Annotated in this window: 24 protein-coding genes and 2 pseudogenes; 18 read left to right on the top strand and 8 right to left on the bottom strand. The window is 70.6% G+C overall.

Annotation, left to right across the window (positions count from 1 at the left end; translation table 11 throughout):
- Positions 1–78: 78 nt before the first annotated feature.
- Positions 79–429 (bottom strand): hypothetical protein, encoded by a 351-nt coding sequence (locus U6N30_RS08170; RefSeq protein WP_324276872.1) that lies wholly within the window; start codon positions 427–429, stop codon positions 79–81.
- Entirely contained in the window at positions 360–2,039 is a 1,680-nt protein-coding gene (locus U6N30_RS08175) for a hypothetical protein (protein ID WP_324276873.1), read from the bottom strand. Before U6N30_RS08175 ends, U6N30_RS08170 begins: the two co-directional genes overlap by 70 nt.
- Positions 2,040–2,267: 228 nt before the next feature.
- Here U6N30_RS08175 and U6N30_RS08180 point away from each other — a divergent pair, with 228 nt between their 5' ends.
- A complete protein-coding gene (locus U6N30_RS08180) occupies positions 2,268–2,513 on the top strand; it encodes a hypothetical protein (RefSeq protein WP_324276874.1) in 246 nt (81 codons plus the stop codon).
- Positions 2,514–2,940: 427 nt separating this feature from the next.
- Here the strand turns inward: U6N30_RS08180 and U6N30_RS08185 are convergent, their stop codons facing one another.
- Positions 2,941–3,393, bottom strand: a complete 453-nt coding sequence (locus U6N30_RS08185) for a hypothetical protein (protein WP_324276875.1) — start codon at positions 3,391–3,393, stop codon at positions 2,941–2,943.
- Positions 3,394–3,857: 464 nt separating this feature from the next.
- On the opposite strand from U6N30_RS08185, the gene U6N30_RS08190 reads away from it, so the two are divergent.
- Positions 3,858–4,112, top strand: coding sequence for a hypothetical protein (locus U6N30_RS08190; protein WP_324276876.1), 255 nt, complete (start codon positions 3,858–3,860; stop codon positions 4,110–4,112).
- 423 nt (positions 4,113–4,535) lie between these two features.
- Here U6N30_RS08190 and U6N30_RS08195 read toward each other — a convergent pair whose 3' ends face one another.
- From U6N30_RS08195 to U6N30_RS08205, 3 genes are all read right to left on the bottom strand, one after another.
- A complete protein-coding gene (locus tag U6N30_RS08195; protein WP_324276877.1) occupies positions 4,536–4,670 on the bottom strand; it encodes an LPXTG cell wall anchor domain-containing protein in 135 nt (44 codons plus the stop codon).
- Positions 4,671–5,030: 360 nt separating this feature from the next.
- A complete protein-coding gene (locus U6N30_RS08200) occupies positions 5,031–5,399 on the bottom strand; it encodes a hypothetical protein (protein WP_324276878.1) in 369 nt (122 codons plus the stop codon).
- A gap of 11 nt (positions 5,400–5,410) precedes the next feature.
- Positions 5,411–5,923: a leucine-rich repeat domain-containing protein gene (locus U6N30_RS08205; RefSeq protein ID WP_324276879.1), complete on the bottom strand. Its 513-nt coding sequence runs from the start codon at positions 5,921–5,923 to the stop codon at positions 5,411–5,413.
- Between the two features lie 226 nt (positions 5,924–6,149).
- On the opposite strand from U6N30_RS08205, the gene U6N30_RS08210 reads away from it, so the two are divergent.
- The 10 genes and pseudogenes from U6N30_RS08210 to U6N30_RS35360 all read left to right on the top strand — a co-directional run bounded on the left by U6N30_RS08210 (position 6,150) and on the right by U6N30_RS35360 (position 12,525).
- Positions 6,150–7,394: an oxygenase MpaB family protein gene (locus U6N30_RS08210; protein WP_324276880.1), complete on the top strand. Its 1,245-nt coding sequence runs from the start codon at positions 6,150–6,152 to the stop codon at positions 7,392–7,394.
- Between the two features lie 85 nt (positions 7,395–7,479).
- A complete protein-coding gene (locus U6N30_RS08215) occupies positions 7,480–7,800 on the top strand; it encodes a TraR/DksA family transcriptional regulator (RefSeq protein WP_324276881.1) in 321 nt (106 codons plus the stop codon).
- Between the two features lies 1 nt (position 7,801).
- The gene (locus tag U6N30_RS35350) at positions 7,802–7,981 is read left to right on the top strand and encodes an FAD-dependent oxidoreductase (RefSeq protein WP_479690586.1); all 180 of its coding nucleotides are present in this window, start codon (positions 7,802–7,804) and stop codon (positions 7,979–7,981) included.
- Positions 7,960–9,078, top strand: a complete 1,119-nt coding sequence (locus U6N30_RS08220; RefSeq protein ID WP_479690587.1) for an NAD(P)/FAD-dependent oxidoreductase — start codon at positions 7,960–7,962, stop codon at positions 9,076–9,078. The genes U6N30_RS35350 and U6N30_RS08220 overlap by 22 nt, the downstream gene beginning before the upstream one ends.
- Before the next feature lie 68 nt (positions 9,079–9,146).
- On the top strand, positions 9,147–10,055 hold the full coding sequence (locus U6N30_RS08225; RefSeq protein WP_324276882.1) for an ATP-binding cassette domain-containing protein: 909 nt from the start codon (positions 9,147–9,149) through the stop codon (positions 10,053–10,055).
- On the top strand, positions 10,052–10,213 hold the full coding sequence (locus U6N30_RS08230) for a hypothetical protein (protein ID WP_324276883.1): 162 nt from the start codon (positions 10,052–10,054) through the stop codon (positions 10,211–10,213). Before U6N30_RS08225 ends, U6N30_RS08230 begins: the two co-directional genes overlap by 4 nt.
- A complete protein-coding gene (locus tag U6N30_RS08235; protein WP_324276884.1) occupies positions 10,210–10,755 on the top strand; it encodes an ABC transporter permease in 546 nt (181 codons plus the stop codon). The genes U6N30_RS08230 and U6N30_RS08235 overlap by 4 nt, the downstream gene beginning before the upstream one ends.
- A 62-nt stretch (positions 10,756–10,817) precedes the next feature.
- Entirely contained in the window at positions 10,818–11,924 is a 1,107-nt protein-coding gene (locus U6N30_RS08240) for a sensor histidine kinase (RefSeq protein ID WP_324276885.1), read from the top strand.
- Between the two features lie 5 nt (positions 11,925–11,929).
- Positions 11,930–12,196, top strand: a pseudogene (locus U6N30_RS35355) (response regulator); the annotation flags it as partial.
- 164 nt (positions 12,197–12,360) lie between these two features.
- Entirely contained in the window at positions 12,361–12,525 is a 165-nt protein-coding gene (locus U6N30_RS35360) for a response regulator transcription factor (protein WP_479690588.1), read from the top strand.
- Positions 12,526–12,532: 7 nt separating this feature from the next.
- On the opposite strand, the gene U6N30_RS08250 is transcribed toward U6N30_RS35360, so the two are convergent.
- Both U6N30_RS08250 and U6N30_RS35365 read right to left on the bottom strand, forming a co-directional pair.
- Positions 12,533–13,153, bottom strand: a complete 621-nt coding sequence (locus tag U6N30_RS08250) for a dihydrofolate reductase family protein (RefSeq protein WP_324276886.1) — start codon at positions 13,151–13,153, stop codon at positions 12,533–12,535.
- A 56-nt stretch (positions 13,154–13,209) separates the two neighbouring features.
- On the bottom strand, positions 13,210–13,905 hold the full coding sequence (locus U6N30_RS35365) for a type II toxin-antitoxin system VapB family antitoxin (protein ID WP_479690589.1): 696 nt from the start codon (positions 13,903–13,905) through the stop codon (positions 13,210–13,212).
- Here U6N30_RS35365 and hrcA point away from each other — a divergent pair.
- The 6 genes and pseudogenes from hrcA to U6N30_RS08285 all read left to right on the top strand — a co-directional run.
- Positions 13,892–14,407 (top strand): annotated as a pseudogene (hrcA, locus tag U6N30_RS08260) (heat-inducible transcriptional repressor HrcA); the annotation flags it as partial. The gene U6N30_RS35365 and the pseudogene hrcA overlap by 14 nt on opposite strands.
- A 112-nt stretch (positions 14,408–14,519) precedes the next feature.
- Entirely contained in the window at positions 14,520–14,885 is a 366-nt protein-coding gene (locus U6N30_RS08265) for an HrcA family transcriptional regulator (protein WP_324276887.1), read from the top strand.
- 15 nt (positions 14,886–14,900) lie between these two features.
- On the top strand, positions 14,901–15,551 hold the full coding sequence (locus U6N30_RS08270) for a DnaJ domain-containing protein (protein ID WP_324276888.1): 651 nt from the start codon (positions 14,901–14,903) through the stop codon (positions 15,549–15,551).
- A complete protein-coding gene (locus tag U6N30_RS08275) occupies positions 15,548–16,033 on the top strand; it encodes a DnaJ C-terminal domain-containing protein (RefSeq protein WP_324276889.1) in 486 nt (161 codons plus the stop codon). The genes U6N30_RS08270 and U6N30_RS08275 overlap by 4 nt, the downstream gene beginning before the upstream one ends.
- Before the next feature lie 46 nt (positions 16,034–16,079).
- Positions 16,080–16,229, top strand: a complete 150-nt coding sequence (locus tag U6N30_RS08280; protein ID WP_324278666.1) for a hypothetical protein — start codon at positions 16,080–16,082, stop codon at positions 16,227–16,229.
- Positions 16,187–16,795, top strand: a complete 609-nt coding sequence (locus tag U6N30_RS08285; RefSeq protein WP_324278208.1) for a 16S rRNA (uracil(1498)-N(3))-methyltransferase — start codon at positions 16,187–16,189, stop codon at positions 16,793–16,795. Before U6N30_RS08280 ends, U6N30_RS08285 begins: the two co-directional genes overlap by 43 nt.
- The last annotated feature ends 19 nt before the right edge of the window (positions 16,796–16,814 follow it).

Consider the following 16,814-nt stretch of genomic DNA (forward strand, 5'->3'; position numbering starts at 1 on the left):
GACGACGTGGCGGTGCTGCCGTCCGCTGAACACCAGCGCGAGCGGGTTCGCGACTCACTAGGTACCGACCGACTCGACCTAACTTGTCGGGTCCCCGCTTGTCTCGTCAGCCTGCAACCAGAAGTCGTCGTTGATCTTGATGACGAGCGCAATGAGTAGCTTGAGTGCCGTCACGTACGTTCGGAAGTGCTCGTCCTCGTCGCTGGCATCCATATGCGAGCCGTGGAGGTAGCGGTTACGTAGGTCCGGTCCGTTGCTGAACTCGGACTGGTTCAGGCTGTAATTGAAGTAGCTCGCCTCAGCATCCGTCAGCAGGGTGCTCCGTCGCACCAGCCAACCTTTGGCCACCATCGCGTCGATCAGCGCCCGCGCTTCAGCCGGGTAGTGGTAGTAGCTGGCCGCCTCCGCATGGGAAAGGCCGCGCAACACCCGGAATTCGTACGGACTGGTGAAGTGCACGCGCTCCCCGTGTCAGTCCAGACGCCCTGCTCGATCAGGTAGTCCACCCGTCGCCGCTGGTACTCCTCAAAGTCGCCGTAGGCCACCTGGTTGGCGATCAAGAGAGTGGCTGCGTCGTCGGCCCGTAGCGCCTCGTTGATGTAGGCCAGTTCGGATTGATCAGAAAACAGCAGGTACAGGACCTGCTGGATGTCGCGGTCGTCGCTGGCATAGACGTACTTGCCGTCGAGCAGACTGGGGATCGCCTTGTAGCTGACCTGGTCTGAGGCGATGGCCAACAGCTCGGTGTCCAGCTCCCCATTCTCTACGTACAGCGCGAACTGCTTGATGACCCTCTCCATCTCAACGAAGAGGTGCCGGCTCTTCTCCAAGTAGCTGGCTGCCTGACTTGACGAGACGAAGCGGAGATTGGCCGCGCCGAAGTGCCTCGGGAGGTAGTCGCTGAAGTACCAGTCGACGACGGCTTCCAGCTCAATTTGCTGACTGCGCAGGAAGTGGTGGTATAGCGCCGTCTGCAGCAGCGCGGCCTGATGCTTGTGGCGGAAGGCCGCACCGATCGGGTAGTCATCGCGGCCCGCGACGCCCATCAAGCGCTCGATGCCCCCACGCTGAGCGTCGAACGACGGGAGCGTCAGCAGCATGTGCCGGTCAGCGAACTCGAAGAGGTGGATGAAGTTGTTCAGGATTGTCGGGTAGTCCAGACCGTCCTCCAGCCACCGTCGGCTGTAGGAGAACTTGCTGACCAGTCCATCGAGCGAGGCCTCCACCGGTTCCGACTGCTCATCGGCAATGGCCACCTCGCAGCCGGTGCGGATGCCGGTGTTCTCCCGGAAGAAGTCCTCGGTCCAGCGGTCATGCTTGCGTTTGGCCTTGAGCTTGAGCTTGGCGTCGAGCCCCAGGGCCGGGTATCTGTTCAGCGGGGCCGTAGCGATCAGCTCCACCCAGTTGGGGTTGGCGTCGTCACTTTCCAGAAAGGCGTCCAGCAAGGCCCGCGCATCGGCCGTCGTCAGGCTGGCCGGCAGGTGGACGGCGCGTCGGGCATCTCGCTCCAGGTACTTACGCAGCAACTGCTCAGCGTTGGTCGGTTCGGCGATCAACCGGGCCCGCAGCTCGGCATCACAAGCCCGCACCAGGTCCGGCTGGGCCAGCATCTCGCCCAGACGGATGCCCGCGTCATCGAGCACCGACAAGACGGTCGCCGTGCTGCAGCGGTCATAGACCTTGAAGCGCGCGAACAACTCCAGCAAATCGGAGTGGTACTCGTAGCCGACGTCGCCAACCTGCGCCGCCAGGTTGCCTTCGTTCAGGGCATTGAAGAACCTGCCGACCACCGAGCGCGCGACCCGTACCCGGGCACGGGCGGTTGCCTGCTGCTCGTCGCTATAGGCACCGGGGAACAGGCCGTTAGCCGCGAACAGTTGCGCGTTGTGCAGCTCGAGGACGTCAGCGACCGTCCGAGAAACGGCTGTCGAGTCGAAGTGTTCGAGAACGGCAGCGGCGCGCTCCGCCTGCCAGTGACTACCCAAGTCGTGAACGCCGTAGAACTTGACGCGCCTATCGGCAGCGTGATCCGTTGCCATTCCCCGCCCTCGGCCCAAGCAAGCTGCGTCAGCATCAGGACTCTCGCATGGCGAGTGACCGACGAGGCACACGAACCTTGCAGGGGCTGCTCAGCTGTCTCTACAGCCGCCCTCCGCGCCGGCCGAACGCCGGCATCCCTCAGCGGCCCACTATGCCCCCTTCCACTTGGCGTGTGGGATCGTCAGTGCGCCATGCTGACGCCTGAATCGCGCGACTTGCTGCAGTCCGTGTACGACGACCTGTCGCAGTACGACCCTTATCCGGAGAGTGCCAGCATCGAAGACCAAGACGCGTGGATGCGGCGCGAGGAGGCGGAGTCTGCGCTTGCTGGCCTGATCAACACAGCGCTCGCCCCCGGCCGTGTGGACAAGGAGATGCTGAACGAGACCCGCGCCCTCGTGGAGAGGGGTGGCACCCGCCCCGACCCAGCGGCGGTAGCCGCAGTCCTTCGCGTTCTGGATCAGGCGACCTAGGCGGACCGAAACGTCCGCAGGGCCGCCTTGTGTCCTTGAACGGCCCATTTAGGGACAGGTCCGGCGCGAGATGAGGCCTCGCGAAAGCCCCTGGTCTACCGTTCGACGGGTGACTTCCGAGCCCGCCCGGCACGTGGACCCACCGCCGTCTTTGTGGCCGACGTTAGGCCCCGCCCTTGTTGCCTTCGCGTGCTTTGTCTTGCTGCTGCTCTTTGACGACAACCGGTCAGCTCCCTGGTGGGCATACGGCCTGCTGCTTGTGAGCGCACTTGCCTGGGGAGGCAGGGCTCTCTTCGAGCGGAGCCGTGCGACCAGGAGGAACGTCTAGCTACTTCGCAGGTGGCCGGGAGGACGTGCCCCTAGGTGTAGGGCCGCCTTGTGTCCCTGAGCGGCCCATTTAGGGCGAGTGTTCAAGAGGGGCGCATACCTACCGACGCTTGCCAGTTTCTGTGAAGTCCCGGAGTTCTCGCGCTCCAGTGGCGACCCTAGGGTCCACGTCATCGGCCAGCTCGCAGCACAGGTCCTGGGCGATGCGCAAGTCCTCGGCCGTCTGCATCCAGACGTTCTCAACAGCGTCGAGGATCCAGTGGTAGGTCAGATCGCGGTGATCGGCCTCAGCGACGGCCCGTGCTACAAGTCGGCTCCCCGAGAGATCACGTCGCTCCAGCAACACCTCGGCGACCTCATGCGGGACAAACGTGTTGTCGTCTAGCAGAAGCAACCGCAGGAGCAGGTCGTCCGCCTCGGGGTGGCCCGCCCGCTCGGCCAACCACCGTCCGCCCTCAGCGCGATTCGGAGGGAGAGATGAAGCAAGCAGCTGCGCGACGCTCGCAGGGATGAACTCTCCTCCGGGCTCATCCTCTTCGTGGAGTCGGTTCACGGCGCACAGCTTGCCTTGCCAACAACGGCGTCACGCGGAAGTCGCTCTGAGCGGCCCACTTTGGGACAGGACTACCGCCGGCCGATCCTGGCTCTCCGTCGTTGAATGACAACCGCGACGATGAGGCCCAAGGAGCCCGTCACAAGCAGGGCGTACGCCCAGTTTGGCCATGAGCCACTGCCCGACACCCAACTGTTCGTGAAGAGAACAGCAGTGAGAGCCGGGACAACCACTAGCAGCCATGACACGGGCCGGTTCTCGGTGTACGCGCCCTCTCTGGGCTGCCCTGGATCATCCTGGGGACGCGGCTTCATGATCGTCACCATGCAGGCGCGGGACTCCCGTGTGCAAGCGAGGTCGCCAGGGGTGTCATAGGCCGCTCTCTGGCGAGCGTGTCCCTGAGCGGCCCATTTAGGGACACGCATGCGCCTACCGAAGATGATGGGGTCGACGAGGAGGTGGGGATGGTCGAGAGCATCTGCAGGGTGTGCGGTCTCGATGAGGATGACGAGCGTTGGTCGAGGTCCGGCGGCGCTCAATACGTCATCTGCTCCTGCTGCGGCGCGGAGTCAGGCGTGGATGATCTCGATCTCAAGTGGGTCCGCGACTACCGGTCAAAGTGGATTGCCGCCGGGTGCGCTTGGTTCTCCCCGGAAGAGCGGCCGGCCGACTGGGAGCTTGATCGCCAGATGGGTGGGTTGCCAGCCGCCTGGAGATGACGTCGTTCCAACGGGCTTGCATGCGCGTGCCCCTGAGCGGCCCACTTAGAGACACTCACGCGGATGACACCACGTGCTCCCGTTGCCCTGTTTCGGAAGACTCCGCCGCGTGACGACGGATGACCAGCGACCGGCAGCGGGTGATGGGCCCGACCGGCCGGGGACCAAATGGTTTTTCGCCCTTGCCCTTGTCGGCGCAGTGGCGGCGGCCGTCGCGCTTTGGCTCAGCAACGGTGAGATCGGTTGGGGCATCGCCGGCGCAGCCATCGGTCTAGCGCTCGGTGGCGGCATCAGGGCCGCCCGTCGGCGTCGCTCCGACAATGCCTAACACCGAGCACAGGTGGTCGCGTGCCAGGCGGCGGGATTCTCCGTGGCTCTGGCTCATAGCGGCCCACTGACGGACACATCGGTGCGGGCGAAAGATCAGTCCGGCTTCCCGTTCACCGACCTGCGACGGCGGAGGAAGTAGATGGCCGCGAACGCTCCCAGCAGCCCTGCCGGACCACCGATGAGGGCGCCATAGCCGTAGTCACTGTCGCCAAGGACGAAGGCAGCCACAACGATCACGGCCCAAGTCGTGAGGAGCAGTGCCCACACACGCCAGTTCCGCAGGTCCGCTGCGCCGTTCATGCTGGAGACGCTCCCACGAGTCCCCTACTCCTCCAATGATCACCCGATCGGTGGGCGCGGCTTCGGATGTCGGTGAAGCCGCCTTGTGTCCTGTAGCGGCCCACTATGGGACACCAGCCCCAGAGCGGGCAGAGTCTCCGGAGCTAGTCGGTGGTTCGGCGCTGGTGAGGTACGCGCCGTTCCATCCGTCGGGTGGAAGGTCCATGACGCCAGCGCCGAAGGCGACGAACGGAGCCTCGTGAGGGCTCGCCAACCCGAGCCGCGACTCGTCGTCTGACACCCGACCGGTCAGCGGGATGAAGGCGGCCTGGAGGGTGGGGTGTCCTCGCAAGGGCGCCACTTCCTCTGGGAGAAGACCCTGCGGCTGATCCGCACCTGACGGAGATTCGGCGCAGCCGCCAGGCCGCTGAGCCCCTCGCTGATGGGCAGATTGTCGAGCCGCACGTGGGCAAGGGAGACGGCCTGCGAGAAGTCCGGTAGTTCGGCGCGGGGCAGGCTTTCTAGGTAGAGCACTTCGAGCGTGCGCGATGCGGCGACCGGGCGAAGGTCTTCCAGCCCGCGCACCTGCCAGGCCTCGAAGAAGCGCAACGCCGGAAAGTCCGGGAACGCAGTCAGGTCGGGCGCCCCACCAAGCTTGAGCGCAAGTCCGCGCAGCATGGGCAACACCGTCAGGGGGCAAGGCTCGGCAGCGTGATGCTGTGCAACACCAGGTGCTCCAACGCTGTGGCCTCTGCCAATGCCTCCGGGGCTGCCTTGACCGACCCCGAGCCGGTCTTTCGCAGGTACAGCCGACGCAAGTGCGGCAAGGCGCCGAGCGGTTCCACCGCGACGCTGCCTCGCCCTAGCTCTAGGTGGAGTTCTTCAAGCGCATCAGAGTGCTCGGCCAAGACGCCCAGGTCTCGAGTGTCTGTACGCAACACCGTGAGCGCGTGCAGCGGCGGGAGGCTGGCCAGGAAGTCGAGGTTCGGCTCCTTGTTGTTGGTAGTGATCATCAACCGCTTGCGCGTCAGGCTGCTGAGCAGCTCTGCGACTAGCGCGACCGACGCCGGGGTTGCCGGGCCGTCGAGGGCGACCGTCGTTGCCCGACTCCTTCGGCCGCCAACTATTCGCCCGTCCCGCACGTTGACCGGCTGCGGTCGCCCGTAGGCGCCGGTGGTGTCCCGGTAGTGCTGCCCCGTCATCGGCCTTGCTGACCTCACTCCCGCGCTGATCCGCTCCGTCCGTTGCGGACGCAGCGGACTCTCGCACAGCCGGGGATCGCCAATGCAGACCAACGCCGTAGGCGGGCCGCGCAGGTGTCCCTGAAGCCGCCTTTAGGGGCGAACAGGTGCCGCATCCGGCTGTGGCTCCAAAGCTGGTCGGTTGCTGTCGTCGTCCGTCCGCTCGCGGGGTCTGCAAGCCGCGAGGATGCAGTCGAAGCCCCACAGGAGCCCAGCGTGCGGCGGCCTACCGCTCCGCCCGTCCGGCGGGCATGCTCCGCCGCATGGGACGACGCTTCGCGATCCGCCGGCGCATCGACGAGTTGGACCCGCGCACGCAGTTCGCCGAGATCTACCGGCTCATGGGCACCCACGAGTTCCCGTGGGACATGAACCAGGCGCTGAGCTTCGCGCTGTTCCGCACGTACGCGGTCCCGAGCATCGGCGGGCTGCTGGCGGGCACGGGGAGTTCACCGAGCGGACGCAGAAGCGCTACGACGACACGGTTTTGATCCTCGACGCCGTCCTGGAGCACGGGCCCACCAGCGACCAGGGCCGGACCGCGATCCGGCGGATGAACCAGATGCACCGCGCCCACGGCGTGGGCAACGACGACCTGCGCTACGTCCTGGCCACCTTCGTGGTGATGCCCATCCGGTGGATCGACGCCTACGGCTGGCGTCGGCTCACCGAGACCGAGCGCATCGCGAGCGCCGAGTACTACCGCGACCTCGGCCGGCGCATGGGTATCCGCGACATCCCCGAGACCTGGCAGGGGTTCGCCCGTCTCCTCGACGCCTACGAGCGCGAGCACTTCGCCTTCGACGCGGGCGCACGTGACGTCGCAGAGTCGACCCTCGCCCTGCTCGCCACCTTCCCGCCCAACCACCGCCTACCGGGCGCGCTGGTCCGGCGGATCTCGCACGCGGTGATGGACCCACCGCTGCTCGACGCCTTCGGCTTCCCCACCCGAACCGCCTGTTCCGCGCGCTCGTCCGGGGCGGGCTGGTGGCACGCGGCCGGTTCGTGCGCCTCCTCCCACCCCGCGCAGAGCCGTACTTCGCCCGCCAGCTGCCGCAGGTCCGGAGCTATCCGCACGGCTACGAGGTGGCCGGCCTGGGCACCTTCCCGCAGACCTGTCCGGTGCCGCGCCCCCGCCAGGAGATCGCCGCGCACGACCCGCGCTCACCCGAAAGGGCCGGGTAACTTCCGCGTTTCTGGGCTAGAGTCCTGCGTTCCGGCAACGGCGCCGGGCTGTGCAAGGGGTGGGTCGGCGATGGACGCGTACGCGTTCCGAGATGCAGGCTCCCCGCACGGTGCTCGCGCCGCCGCCGTACCCGCCCTCTCCGGCGGGATGCTGCTCGCCCTGGCGATGAACCGGCGAGCACGCGGTCTGCGAGGGCTCGACGTCCTCCGCCGCAGCCAGGACAGGGCCCCGCCACAGGCCTCCTGACTCCTCCCTGGAGTCCAGATCGCCCGTCCTGACGCGCCACCGACCCGGTGACCGCGTCTTCCCGCGTTGCCCCAAGGAGTTCCGCATGTCCACCTCGCTCGACACCCAGACCGTCCCCTCCGGCTCGGACGACCGCTTCCGTGCCCTGCTCGACGAGCACCGCGCCGACGCCGTCCGGCAGCGGGAAGAGGCCCTCGCCGAGTGCGCCCAGTCCGTTCCCGACCCGGTCGCCCAGCGCCGGGCCGCGGACCTGAAGGCCACCATCGAGCAGATCGACGCCGCCCTCGCCCGGATCGATGCCGGCACCTACGGCCGCTGCACCGGCTGCCAGCGGGAGATCCCGGAGGAGCGCCTCGAGCTGCGCCCGTTCGCCGGCACCTGCGTCGCCTGCACCGCCGCGGCCTGAGATGGCCGGAGGCGCCCGGCCGCACGCGACCAGGGAGCGGCCGCACGACGTCGCCGTCGTGGGGGCCGGGATGGTCGGCCTCGCCACGGCCTGGTTCCTGCAGGAGCGTGGGGCGTCGGTCACGGTCTACGAGCGGGACCGGGTGGCGGCCGGCGCCTCGTGGGGAACGCCGGCTGGCTGACCCCGAGCCTGGCGGCGCCGCTGCCCGAGCCGGCCGTCCTGCGCTACGGGCTCACGGCCGTCCTCGACCCGAGCTCCCCGGTCTACCTGCCGCTGCGCGCCGATGCCGGGCTGGTGCGCTTCCTCCTCGCCTTCGCCCGCAACAGCACGCACCGGCGGTGGCGTCGTGGCATGGCCGCGCTCGTGCCGCTCAACGAGCAGGCACTGGATGCCTTCGACGCCCTGGCCGCCGGTGGCGTAACGGCCCGGACCCCGCGCAGCGAGCCGTTCCTGGCCGTCTACCGGTCGGAGCGGCAGCGGGAGGGGCTGCTCGCGGAGCTGCGGGGCGTCCAGAGCGCCGGTCAGCGCGACGTCCGGTTCAGCCTCGTCTCCAGTGCCGAGGCCCGGTCGATGGAGCCGGTGCTCACCACCGAGGCCGGCGCCGCGCTGCGCATCTCGGGTCAGCGCTACCTGGACCCGCCGGAGTTCGTGCACTCGCTCGCCGCCGCGGTCCGCGACCGTGGCGGCGACGTCCGGGAGGGGCAGGGCATCGGCGATCTCCGGGACACCGGGGACGGCGTGGTCGTCGCCACCGAGGCGGGTGACCAGCGCCACGACGCCGTCGTCGTGGCCACCGGTGCCTGGCTCGGCGCGCTCGCCCGGCGGTTTGGCGTCCGGCAGCCGGTGCAGGCCGGCCGGGGCTACAGCTTCAGCGTCCCCGCGCGGCGCATGCCGGGCGGACCGCTGTACTTCCCGGTGGAACGGGTGGCTTGCACGCCGCTCGGCGAGCGGCTCCGGATCGCCGGGATGATGGAGTTCCGCCGTCCCGACGACGCCCTGGACCCCCGTCGCATCGACGCGATCGTGGACGCCGTCCGGCCGTTCCTCTCCGGCGTCGACCTCGACGACCGGCAGGACGAGTGGGTCGGCTCCCGGCCGGTCACCCCCGACGGCCTGCCGCTGTTGGGTGCGACCGCATCACCCCGGGTCTTCGTCGCCGGCGGGCATGGCATGTGGGGATGGCCCTCGGGCCGGTCACCGGCATGCTGCTGGCCCGGGCCGTGCTCGACGGGAAGGCGCCCCCGGAGCTGCGCCCCTTCGACCCCTGCGGTGACCTGACGGATGTCAGACGCGACCGGCGACGTTCCGCACTACTGGCCGGAGCGCCGGCTCGGAAGGCTGGGGCCGTGCCTGGTTCCCCTGCTCTCGACGTCTCCGGTCTCACCGTCCGCTACGGCGACACCGTCGCCGTGCACGACCTCGACCTCACCATCCCCACCGGCCAGACCGTGGCCCTGCTCGGTGCCAACGGCGCCGGCAAGTCCTCGGTCGTCAACGCCGTCCTCGGGCTGCTGAACCCCGCTGCGGGATCGGTGCGCCTCCTCGGCCGGACGCCGCAGGATGCGGTCCGGGCCGGCTGCGTCGGCGCGATGCTGCAGCACGGCGGGCTGCCCAGCGAGGCCCGCGTCGGAGAGGTCCTCGGCCTGGTCCGGCGCAGCTTCCCGACCGCCTGGCCGCTGGACGACCTCGTCGTCACCGCCGGCATCGACGGCCTGCTCGACCGCCCGGTCGAGGCGCTGTCCGGCGGCCAGCGGCAGCGGGTGCTGCTGGCCCTCGCCCTGGCCGGCGCCCCGCCGCTGCTGCTGCTCGACGAGCCCACCTCCGCCATGGACGTCGAAGGCCGTCGTGCCTTCTGGACGACGATGCGCGGTCTGGCCGGCAGCGGGCACACCGTCGTCTTCGCCACCCACCACCTGGAGGAGGCCGACGCGGTCGCCGACCGGGTGGTCGTCGTGGCGCACGGACGGGTGGTCGCCGACGGGTCCACCGCCCAGGTGAAGGCGCACGTCGCGGGCCGCACCATCTCGTTCACCGCCGCGCCCGACCGCGGTCTCGACTGCCTTCCCGCCGTCACCGGCGTGACCCGCCAGGGCGCCACGGTCACCCTGGCCACCGCCGACGCCGACGCCACGCTCCGCGCGCTGCTGGCCGACGGCGGGCTGCCGGACCTGGAGGTCCGCGGCGCCACGCTGGAGGACGCCGTCCTGTCACTCATCTCGACCGTTACGCACCAGACGATCGGAGCCGCCCGATGAACCCGCTGTTGGCCTTCCAGCTGCGCCGCGTCGGGCGCAACAAGCAGTACCTGTTCTTCACCGTGCTCCTGCCCGCCCTGTTCACCATCTTCATCACCAAGATCATCGGTGGGCAGATGGGGGCGCGGCCGGGTTCGAGGAGGTCGCCGCCTCGGTGATGGTGTCGATGATGGCCTACGGGGCCCTGGGTGCCGCCCTCGGCGCGACCATCCGGATCTCCTTCGACCGGGCGTCGGGCTGGCTCCGGCAGCTGCGGGTCACGCCGGTGCCGCAGACCCAGGTGTTCGCCGTCGACGTGGCGGTGGGCGCGATCCTGGCGCTGCCCAGCCTCGTCGTGGTCGCGCTCGTCGGCCGGTTCATCAACGGGGTCGAGCTCGCCCCCAGCACCTGGGTGGCGCTGGTGGGGGTGCTCTGGGCGGGCTCCATCGCCTTCGTGGCGCTCGGGTTGCTGATCGGGCTGAGCCTGGAGGAGAAGGCAGCCGGGGAGCGATCGGGATCCTCGGGGTCATCCTGGCCGCGCTCGGTGGCCTGTGGTGGCCGGTGGAGATGTTCCCGGAGTCCATGCAGGTCCTCGCCCGGTTCATGCCCTCCTACTGGTACGCCGAGATGGGCCGCGACGTGGCCGCGGGCGGCTCGCCGGCCGGCCTTCCCGTGCTGGCGCTGGCCGCGTTCACGGCCCTCTTCGCCGTCCTCGCGGTGACGGTGGCGCGGCGGCGGCCGCTGCACGCGGTCTCCGGCTGACCCGGGGCTACGGTCCCGGTCATGGACGTGCGGAGCCGGTTCCACCAGTTGGCGTGGGCCCTGCCGTGGCTGCTGTTCCAGCTCTTCCCGATAGCCGACCTGGTCACCGAGCCGCGGCCGCTGGGCGTGCGGATCCTCGCGGCGCTGGCGCTCCTGGTGTTCACGGCCGTGTACCTCCTCGTCTTCGGCCGGGCCTTCGCCCCCGGCTGCGCCCCGGCGTACCGGGAGCTCGCCGTCGTGGCCGTGCTCGGGGTCGGCCTCGCGGTCAGCCTGGGAACGGCGTGGGCCGGCCTGATGATCTATCTGTCGGCCGCCGTGGCGGTGACGCTGCCCGAGCGGTGGGTCTGGCCGGCGGTGCTGGGCGCGACCGCGGTGTGCGCGGGTGTCGTCGCGGCGGACGACCTGCTGAGCGACGTCTTCATCCTCCCGGTGATGTGCGTGCTCACGGCATTCGCGCTGCGCGGCACCCGGTACCTCGTGTCGGTCAACGCCGAGCTGACGCAGGCCCGCGAGGAATTGGCCCGCAGCGCCGTCGCCGAGGAGCGGATGCGCTTCGCCCGCGACCTGCACGACCTCCTCGGCCACAGCTTGTCGCTGATCGCGCTGAAGAGCGAGCTCGCCGGCCGGCTGGCCGAGCGCGACCCGGCCCGGGCGCGGCAGGAGATGGCCGACGTCGAGGACGCCGCCCGGCGTGCCCTCGCCGAGGTCCGCGAGGCGGTGAGCGGCTACCGGCAGGTGAGCCTGGCGCAGGCGCTGGTGGAGGCGCGTTCGGCGCTGTCGGCCGCCGGCATCGGTCTGCGTGCTCCCGCCCCGGTCGACCCGCTCCCGGGTGCCCTGGACGCGGTCCTGGGATGGGTGGTGCGGGAGGCGACGACGAACGTCCTGCGGCACAGCGGCGCCCACTCGGTGGCCGTCGACCTCGACGTGTCCGACGACCAGGTCACCCTCGCCGTCACCGACGACGGCCGTGGCGGCACCGGTCCGCGGGGCGCGGGGCTGTCCGGCCTGCAGGAGCGGGTGGAAGCCATCGGCGGACGCCTGGAGGCCGGTCCCGCCGACGGGAGGGGCTTCCGGCTCACCGCCGTCGTCCCGGCGGAGGTGCCCGCGGAGCAGGCGGTGGCCCGGTGATCCGGGTGCTCATCGCCGAGGACCAGGCACTTGTCCGTGGCGCGCTCCGGGCGCTGCTGGAACTGGAGGAGGACCTCGAGGTGGTCGCCGAGGTCGGCCGGGGCGACGCGGTGGTCGACGCGGCCCGCCAGCACCGGCCCGACGTGGCGCTCCTCGACATCGAGATGCCGGGTCTCGACGGCATCGAGGCGGCCCGCGAACTGACCACTGCCGTGCCGGGCTGCCGGGCGGTCATCCTGACGACGTTCGGCCGGCCCGGCTTCCTCCGCCGCGCCATGGAGGTCGGCGCGGCCGGCTTCCTGGTGAAGGACGCGCCCGTCGCCGAGCTCGCCCGGGGCATCCGCGCGGTGATGTCGGGGAGCGGGTCATCGACCGCGACCTCGCGGCCGCCGCGCTGGCCATCGGCGCCACGCCGCTGTCCACCCGAGAGGCCGACGTGCTGCGCGCGGCGGTGGACGGGGCGACCGTGTCCGACATCGCCGGCCGGCTGTTCCTGTCGGAGGGGACGGTGCGGAACTACCTGTCCTCGGCGATCGGGAAGACCGGTGCGCGCACGCGGGTCGAGGCGGCCCGCGTGGCCTCGGAGAAGGGCTGGCTCTAGTGCCGTGTCAGGTGGGGACGACGTCGTAGGTCAGGTGCGTGGCGTTCGACGTCGGGACCACGGTGCGCTGGACCAGGGTGCGCCGCTCCCCGCCGGTGAACAGCGGCGTGCCGGCGCCGAGCACGACGGGTGCGAGATGCAGCGTGAGGACGTCGACCAGCCCGGCGGCGAGCGCCGACCCGATCGTGGCGCCACCTCCCATGAGGACGACATCGAGGTCCCGGCCGCGCAGCGACGATGCCGCCTCCGCGCGCTCCCGGGCGACGGCGACGGCGTCGGCCAGACCGGTGGGGACGAACGTCCAGTCGAGGTCGCTGCGTCGCACGGATTCCGGCGACGAGCTCGTCACGACGACGAACGCGGGCGTGCCGACCTCGCCGGCGCCGTAACCGGAGTCGTCGTTCCAGCCCTGTGGCCCGTCGACGATGTCGAAGAGCCGGCGGCCGAGGACGACGGCGCCCGAACGGGCTGTCGACTCGCGCAGCAGCCGGCGATCGTCGGGATCGTCGGAGAACGCCCAGGTGTGCAGGGCCTCACCGCCCGTGCCCAGGCCGTTGTCCGGGCCTGGGTCGGGCCCGGTGACGAAACCGTCGAGGGATACCGAGATGTCGGCGATGATCTGGGTCATACCGGGTCAGACCCGATCGGCGGCCTGACCTCATCGCTCGTCGGTGCGGCGCCCGGCTAGACCCGTCGGGGGTTGGGCACCGGCGGCTGCGCCGGGATCGACGCCGTGGCGGGACCCGACGGTGCCTGCACCGGGGTGAGGGCGTCCAGATCGAGCACCCGCACGTGGATGACGTTGCGCTGCTGCAGGGCCGCCCGGAGCGCCCGGTGCAGACCGTCCTCCAGGTACAGCTCGCCGTGCCACTGGACCGCGTGCGGGAAGAGGTCGCCGTAGAAGGTGGAGTCGTCGGCGAGGAGCGCGTCGAGCGCCAGTTCCTTCTTCGTCGTCGTCAGCGTGTCCATCCGCACCTGCCGGGGCGGGATCATCGCCCAGTCCCGGGTGGACAAGCCGTGGTCGGGGTACGGGCGGCCATCACGTACCGCTTTGAAGATCAGGGAACCGACCTCCGCTCTCTGCCCCGTGCCGGGACGCCGAGAACCCACCCTAGCCGCCCGAGTCAGGGCCGCGTCGCCGTCCGCCAGCGGTCCCTCCAGAGGCTCGCCTGGCCCCGTCCGGAGGCTCGCCGCGAGCCTGCGAGCGGTGCGGGGGCGGGGTCCTTCTAACGGGGAGGAGGGCGGGGTCCTTCGCGTATGCTGGCCTGGCACTCTGCCCGTGCGAGTGCCAGTCCAGCGGCGCCGCACGGCACGTCGACCGGTACGGGGAGGTGTCACCGTGGCGCACGACGAACGCCGCCTGGAGGTGCTCCGGGCCATCGTCCAGGACTACGTCTCGACGAACGACCCCGTGGGCAGCAAGGCCCTCGCCGAGCGGCACGACCTCGGTGTCTCCCCGGCCACCATCCGCAACGACATGGCGGTGCTGGAGGAGCAGGGCTACATCACCCAGCCGCACACCAGCGCCGGCCGGGTGCCCACGGACAAGGGCTACCGGCTGTTCGTGGACCGGCTGTCCGCGGTCAAGCCGCTGTCGACGGCCGAGCGGCGGGCGATCGAGCGTTTCCTCGACGGCGCCGTCGACCTGCACGACGTCCTGAGCCGCAGCGTCCGCCTGCTCGCGCAGCTCACCCGTCAGGTCGCCGTCGTCCAGTACCCGACCCTCTCGCGCAGCGCGGTGCGCCACCTGGAGGTGGTGCAGCTCGCCGCCGCCCGGTTGATGCTGGTGCTCATCACCGACACCGGTCGCGTCGAGCAGCGCGTCGTCGACACTCCCGTGGACGTCGACGCGGAGGCCGTGGCAGAGCTGCGCACGCTGCTCAACTCCGCGTTCAGCGGGGTCAAGCTGGTGGACGCGGGTGACAAGGTCCCCGACCTGGTCGAGACCGCCCCCGCACCTGCGCGGGCTGGTCGCCACGGTCGGCGCCACCCTGATGGAGACGCTCGTCGAGCCCAGCGAGGACCGGCTGGTCATCGGTGGGACGGCCAATCTCGCGCGCGGCAACGCCCTCGACTTCCCCGGCACCTTCCGGCCGCTGCTGGAGGCGTTGGAAGAACAGGTCGTGGTCCTGCGGTTGATGAGTCAGGTGGACGCGAGCACGGTGCTGGTGCGGATCGGTGAGGAGAACGCCCACGAGGCTCTCACCGGCGCATCGTTCGTCTCCGTCGGCTACGGCTCCGGCGACCGGGCGCTCGGCGGGCTCGGGGTCGTGGGGCCCACCCGCATGGACTATCCGATGAACATGGCCGCGGTTCGCGCCGTGGCCCGCTACGTCGGCCACCTGCTGGCCGAGAGCTGAGGCTGAGAAAACCCGATGGCAACCGACTACTTCGGCGTGCTGGGCGTGTCCCGCGATGCCAGTGACAGCGACCTCAAGCGCGCCTACCGCAAGCTGGCGCGGGACCTGCACCCCGACGTCAACCCCGATCCGGCGGCGAAGGAGCGGTTCCAGGAGGTCACGCGGGCCTACGAGGCGCTGACCGATCCGGAGAAGCGCCGCATCGTCGACCTCGGTGGCGACCCCTTCGACGCCGCCGGTGGTGGCGGGGCGGGCGGCTTCGGCGGAGCCGGGTTCGGCGGGCTCGGCGACATCATGGACGCGTTCTTCGGCGGGGCGGCCACCCGCGGGCCCCGCAGCCGGACCCGTGCCGGGCGGGACGCGCTCATCCCGGTCGAGCTGGACCTGGACGAGACGGTCTTCGGGACGACGAAGGACATCACCGTCGACACCGCCGTCCTCTGCACCGTCTGCACCGGTGCCGGCACTGCGCCCGGCACCCACCCGACCACCTGCGTCACCTGCTCCGGTCGCGGTGAGGTGCAGAGCGTGCAGCGGGGCTTCCTCGGCCAGGTCGTCTCCAGCCGCGTGTGTCCCACCTGCGTCGGCACGGGCCAGGTCATCCCCGACCCGTGCCGAGAGTGCGGGGCGACGGGCGGGTCCGTTCCCGTCGCACCCTGCAGGTGAAGGTGCCGGCGGGCGTCGAGGACGGCATGCGCATCCGGCTCACCGGGCAGGGCGAGGTCGGCCCCGGCGGCGGGCCGGCCGGCGATCTCTACGTGGAGATCCACGAGCGGCCGCACGACGTCTTCACCCGCGACGGCGAGGACCTGCACTGCCGCGTCACCCTGCCGATGACCTCGGCCGCCCTCGGGACGACGCTGAACCTCACGACCCTCGACGGCGACGAGGACCTCGACATCAAGCCGGGCACCCAGTCGGGCAGCAAGCTGACCCTGCGGGCGCACGGGGCGCCCCGGCTGCGCGGGACCGGCCGCGGCAACCTCGTCGTCCACGTGGAGGTGGCGACGCCCACCCGCCTGGACGCCGAGCAGGAGAAGCTGCTGCGCGAGCTGGCGGCGCTGCGCGGGGAGGACCAGGCCGACTCCCACCGCGAGGCGCAGGGCGGGCTGTTCTCCCGGGTCCGCGACGCCTTCAACGGGCGCTGACATGACCGTTCCAGAAACCGGTGTTCCGGAGCTGGGCGGCTCTCCCATGTTCATCGTCGACGAGCTCGCCGGGTCCGACGACCTCCTGATCGACGGCAGCGAGGGCGCCACGCGGTCGAGGTGCTGCGGTTGTCCGCGGGCGAGCGGGTGCGGGTGGGAGACGGTCGGGGCACCGTCGCCGAAGGCGACGTGGTGAGCGCCGGTCCGCACGGTCTCCGGGTCGCGGTCGTGCGGCGCTTCGAGGTGCCGGTGCAGGAACCGGAGTTCGTGCTGGTCCAGGCGTTGCCGAAGGGCGACCGCGGGCCGCTCGCCGTCGACTTGGCCACGGAGCTGGGCGTCGACCGGATCGTGCCCTGGGCGGCCTCGCGGTGCATCACGCGCTGGCGCGAGGACCGGGTGGCCAAGGGCGTCGCCAAGTGGCGGTCGGCGGCGCACGCGGCGAGCAAGCAGTCGCGCCGTCCGCACGTCCCGGAGGTCACCGACCTGATGACCACCCGCGAGGTCTGCGGGATGCTGGCGGACGTGGACCTGGCGGTGGTGCTGCACGAGCAGGCCCGCCGTCCGCTGTCCGGCCTGCAGATCCCGCAGAGCGGCAGCATCGCCGTCATCGTCGGTCCGGAGGGCGGTCTCACCGACGGCGAGGTCGTCGCGTTCCGCGCGGCCGGTGCCGAGGCCGTCCGTCTGGGCCCCGAGGTGTTGCGCACCTCGACCGCCGGCGCCGCCACCCTGGCCGCGCTGAGCATGCGCACCCGCTGGGCCTGACCCGCCCGCCCTGATGATC

It is taken from the genome of Blastococcus brunescens (genome assembly GCF_035320885.1).
Taxonomy (GTDB): Bacteria; Actinomycetota; Actinomycetes; order Mycobacteriales; family Geodermatophilaceae; genus Blastococcus_B; species Blastococcus_B brunescens.

Coding starts and splice junctions, on each gene's coding strand:
- U6N30_RS08210 (WP_324276880.1), top strand. CDS start 6,150: ATGCAGTCGAAGCCCCACAGGAGCCCAGCGTGCGGCGGCCTACCGCTC.
- U6N30_RS08190 (WP_324276876.1), top strand. CDS start 3,858: ATGGTCGAGAGCATCTGCAGGGTGTGCGGTCTCGATGAGGATGACGAG.
- U6N30_RS08200 (WP_324276878.1), bottom strand. CDS start 5,399: ATGCTGCGCGGACTTGCGCTCAAGCTTGGTGGGGCGCCCGACCTGACT.
- U6N30_RS08270 (WP_324276888.1), top strand. CDS start 14,901: ATGGCAACCGACTACTTCGGCGTGCTGGGCGTGTCCCGCGATGCCAGT.
- U6N30_RS08240 (WP_324276885.1), top strand. CDS start 10,818: ATGGACGTGCGGAGCCGGTTCCACCAGTTGGCGTGGGCCCTGCCGTGG.
- U6N30_RS08250 (WP_324276886.1), bottom strand. CDS start 13,153: ATGACCCAGATCATCGCCGACATCTCGGTATCCCTCGACGGTTTCGTC.
- U6N30_RS08265 (WP_324276887.1), top strand. CDS start 14,520: ATGGAGACGCTCGTCGAGCCCAGCGAGGACCGGCTGGTCATCGGTGGG.
- U6N30_RS08280 (WP_324278666.1), top strand. CDS start 16,080: ATGTTCATCGTCGACGAGCTCGCCGGGTCCGACGACCTCCTGATCGAC.
- U6N30_RS35365 (WP_479690589.1), bottom strand. CDS start 13,905: ATGGCCCGGAGCACCTCCAGGCGGCGTTCGTCGTGCGCCACGGTGACA.
- U6N30_RS08175 (WP_324276873.1), bottom strand. CDS start 2,039: ATGGCAACGGATCACGCTGCCGATAGGCGCGTCAAGTTCTACGGCGTT.
- U6N30_RS08215 (WP_324276881.1), top strand. CDS start 7,480: ATGTCCACCTCGCTCGACACCCAGACCGTCCCCTCCGGCTCGGACGAC.
- U6N30_RS08230 (WP_324276883.1), top strand. CDS start 10,052: ATGAACCCGCTGTTGGCCTTCCAGCTGCGCCGCGTCGGGCGCAACAAG.
- U6N30_RS08205 (WP_324276879.1), bottom strand. CDS start 5,923: ATGACGGGGCAGCACTACCGGGACACCACCGGCGCCTACGGGCGACCG.
- U6N30_RS35350 (WP_479690586.1), top strand. CDS start 7,802: ATGGCCGGAGGCGCCCGGCCGCACGCGACCAGGGAGCGGCCGCACGAC.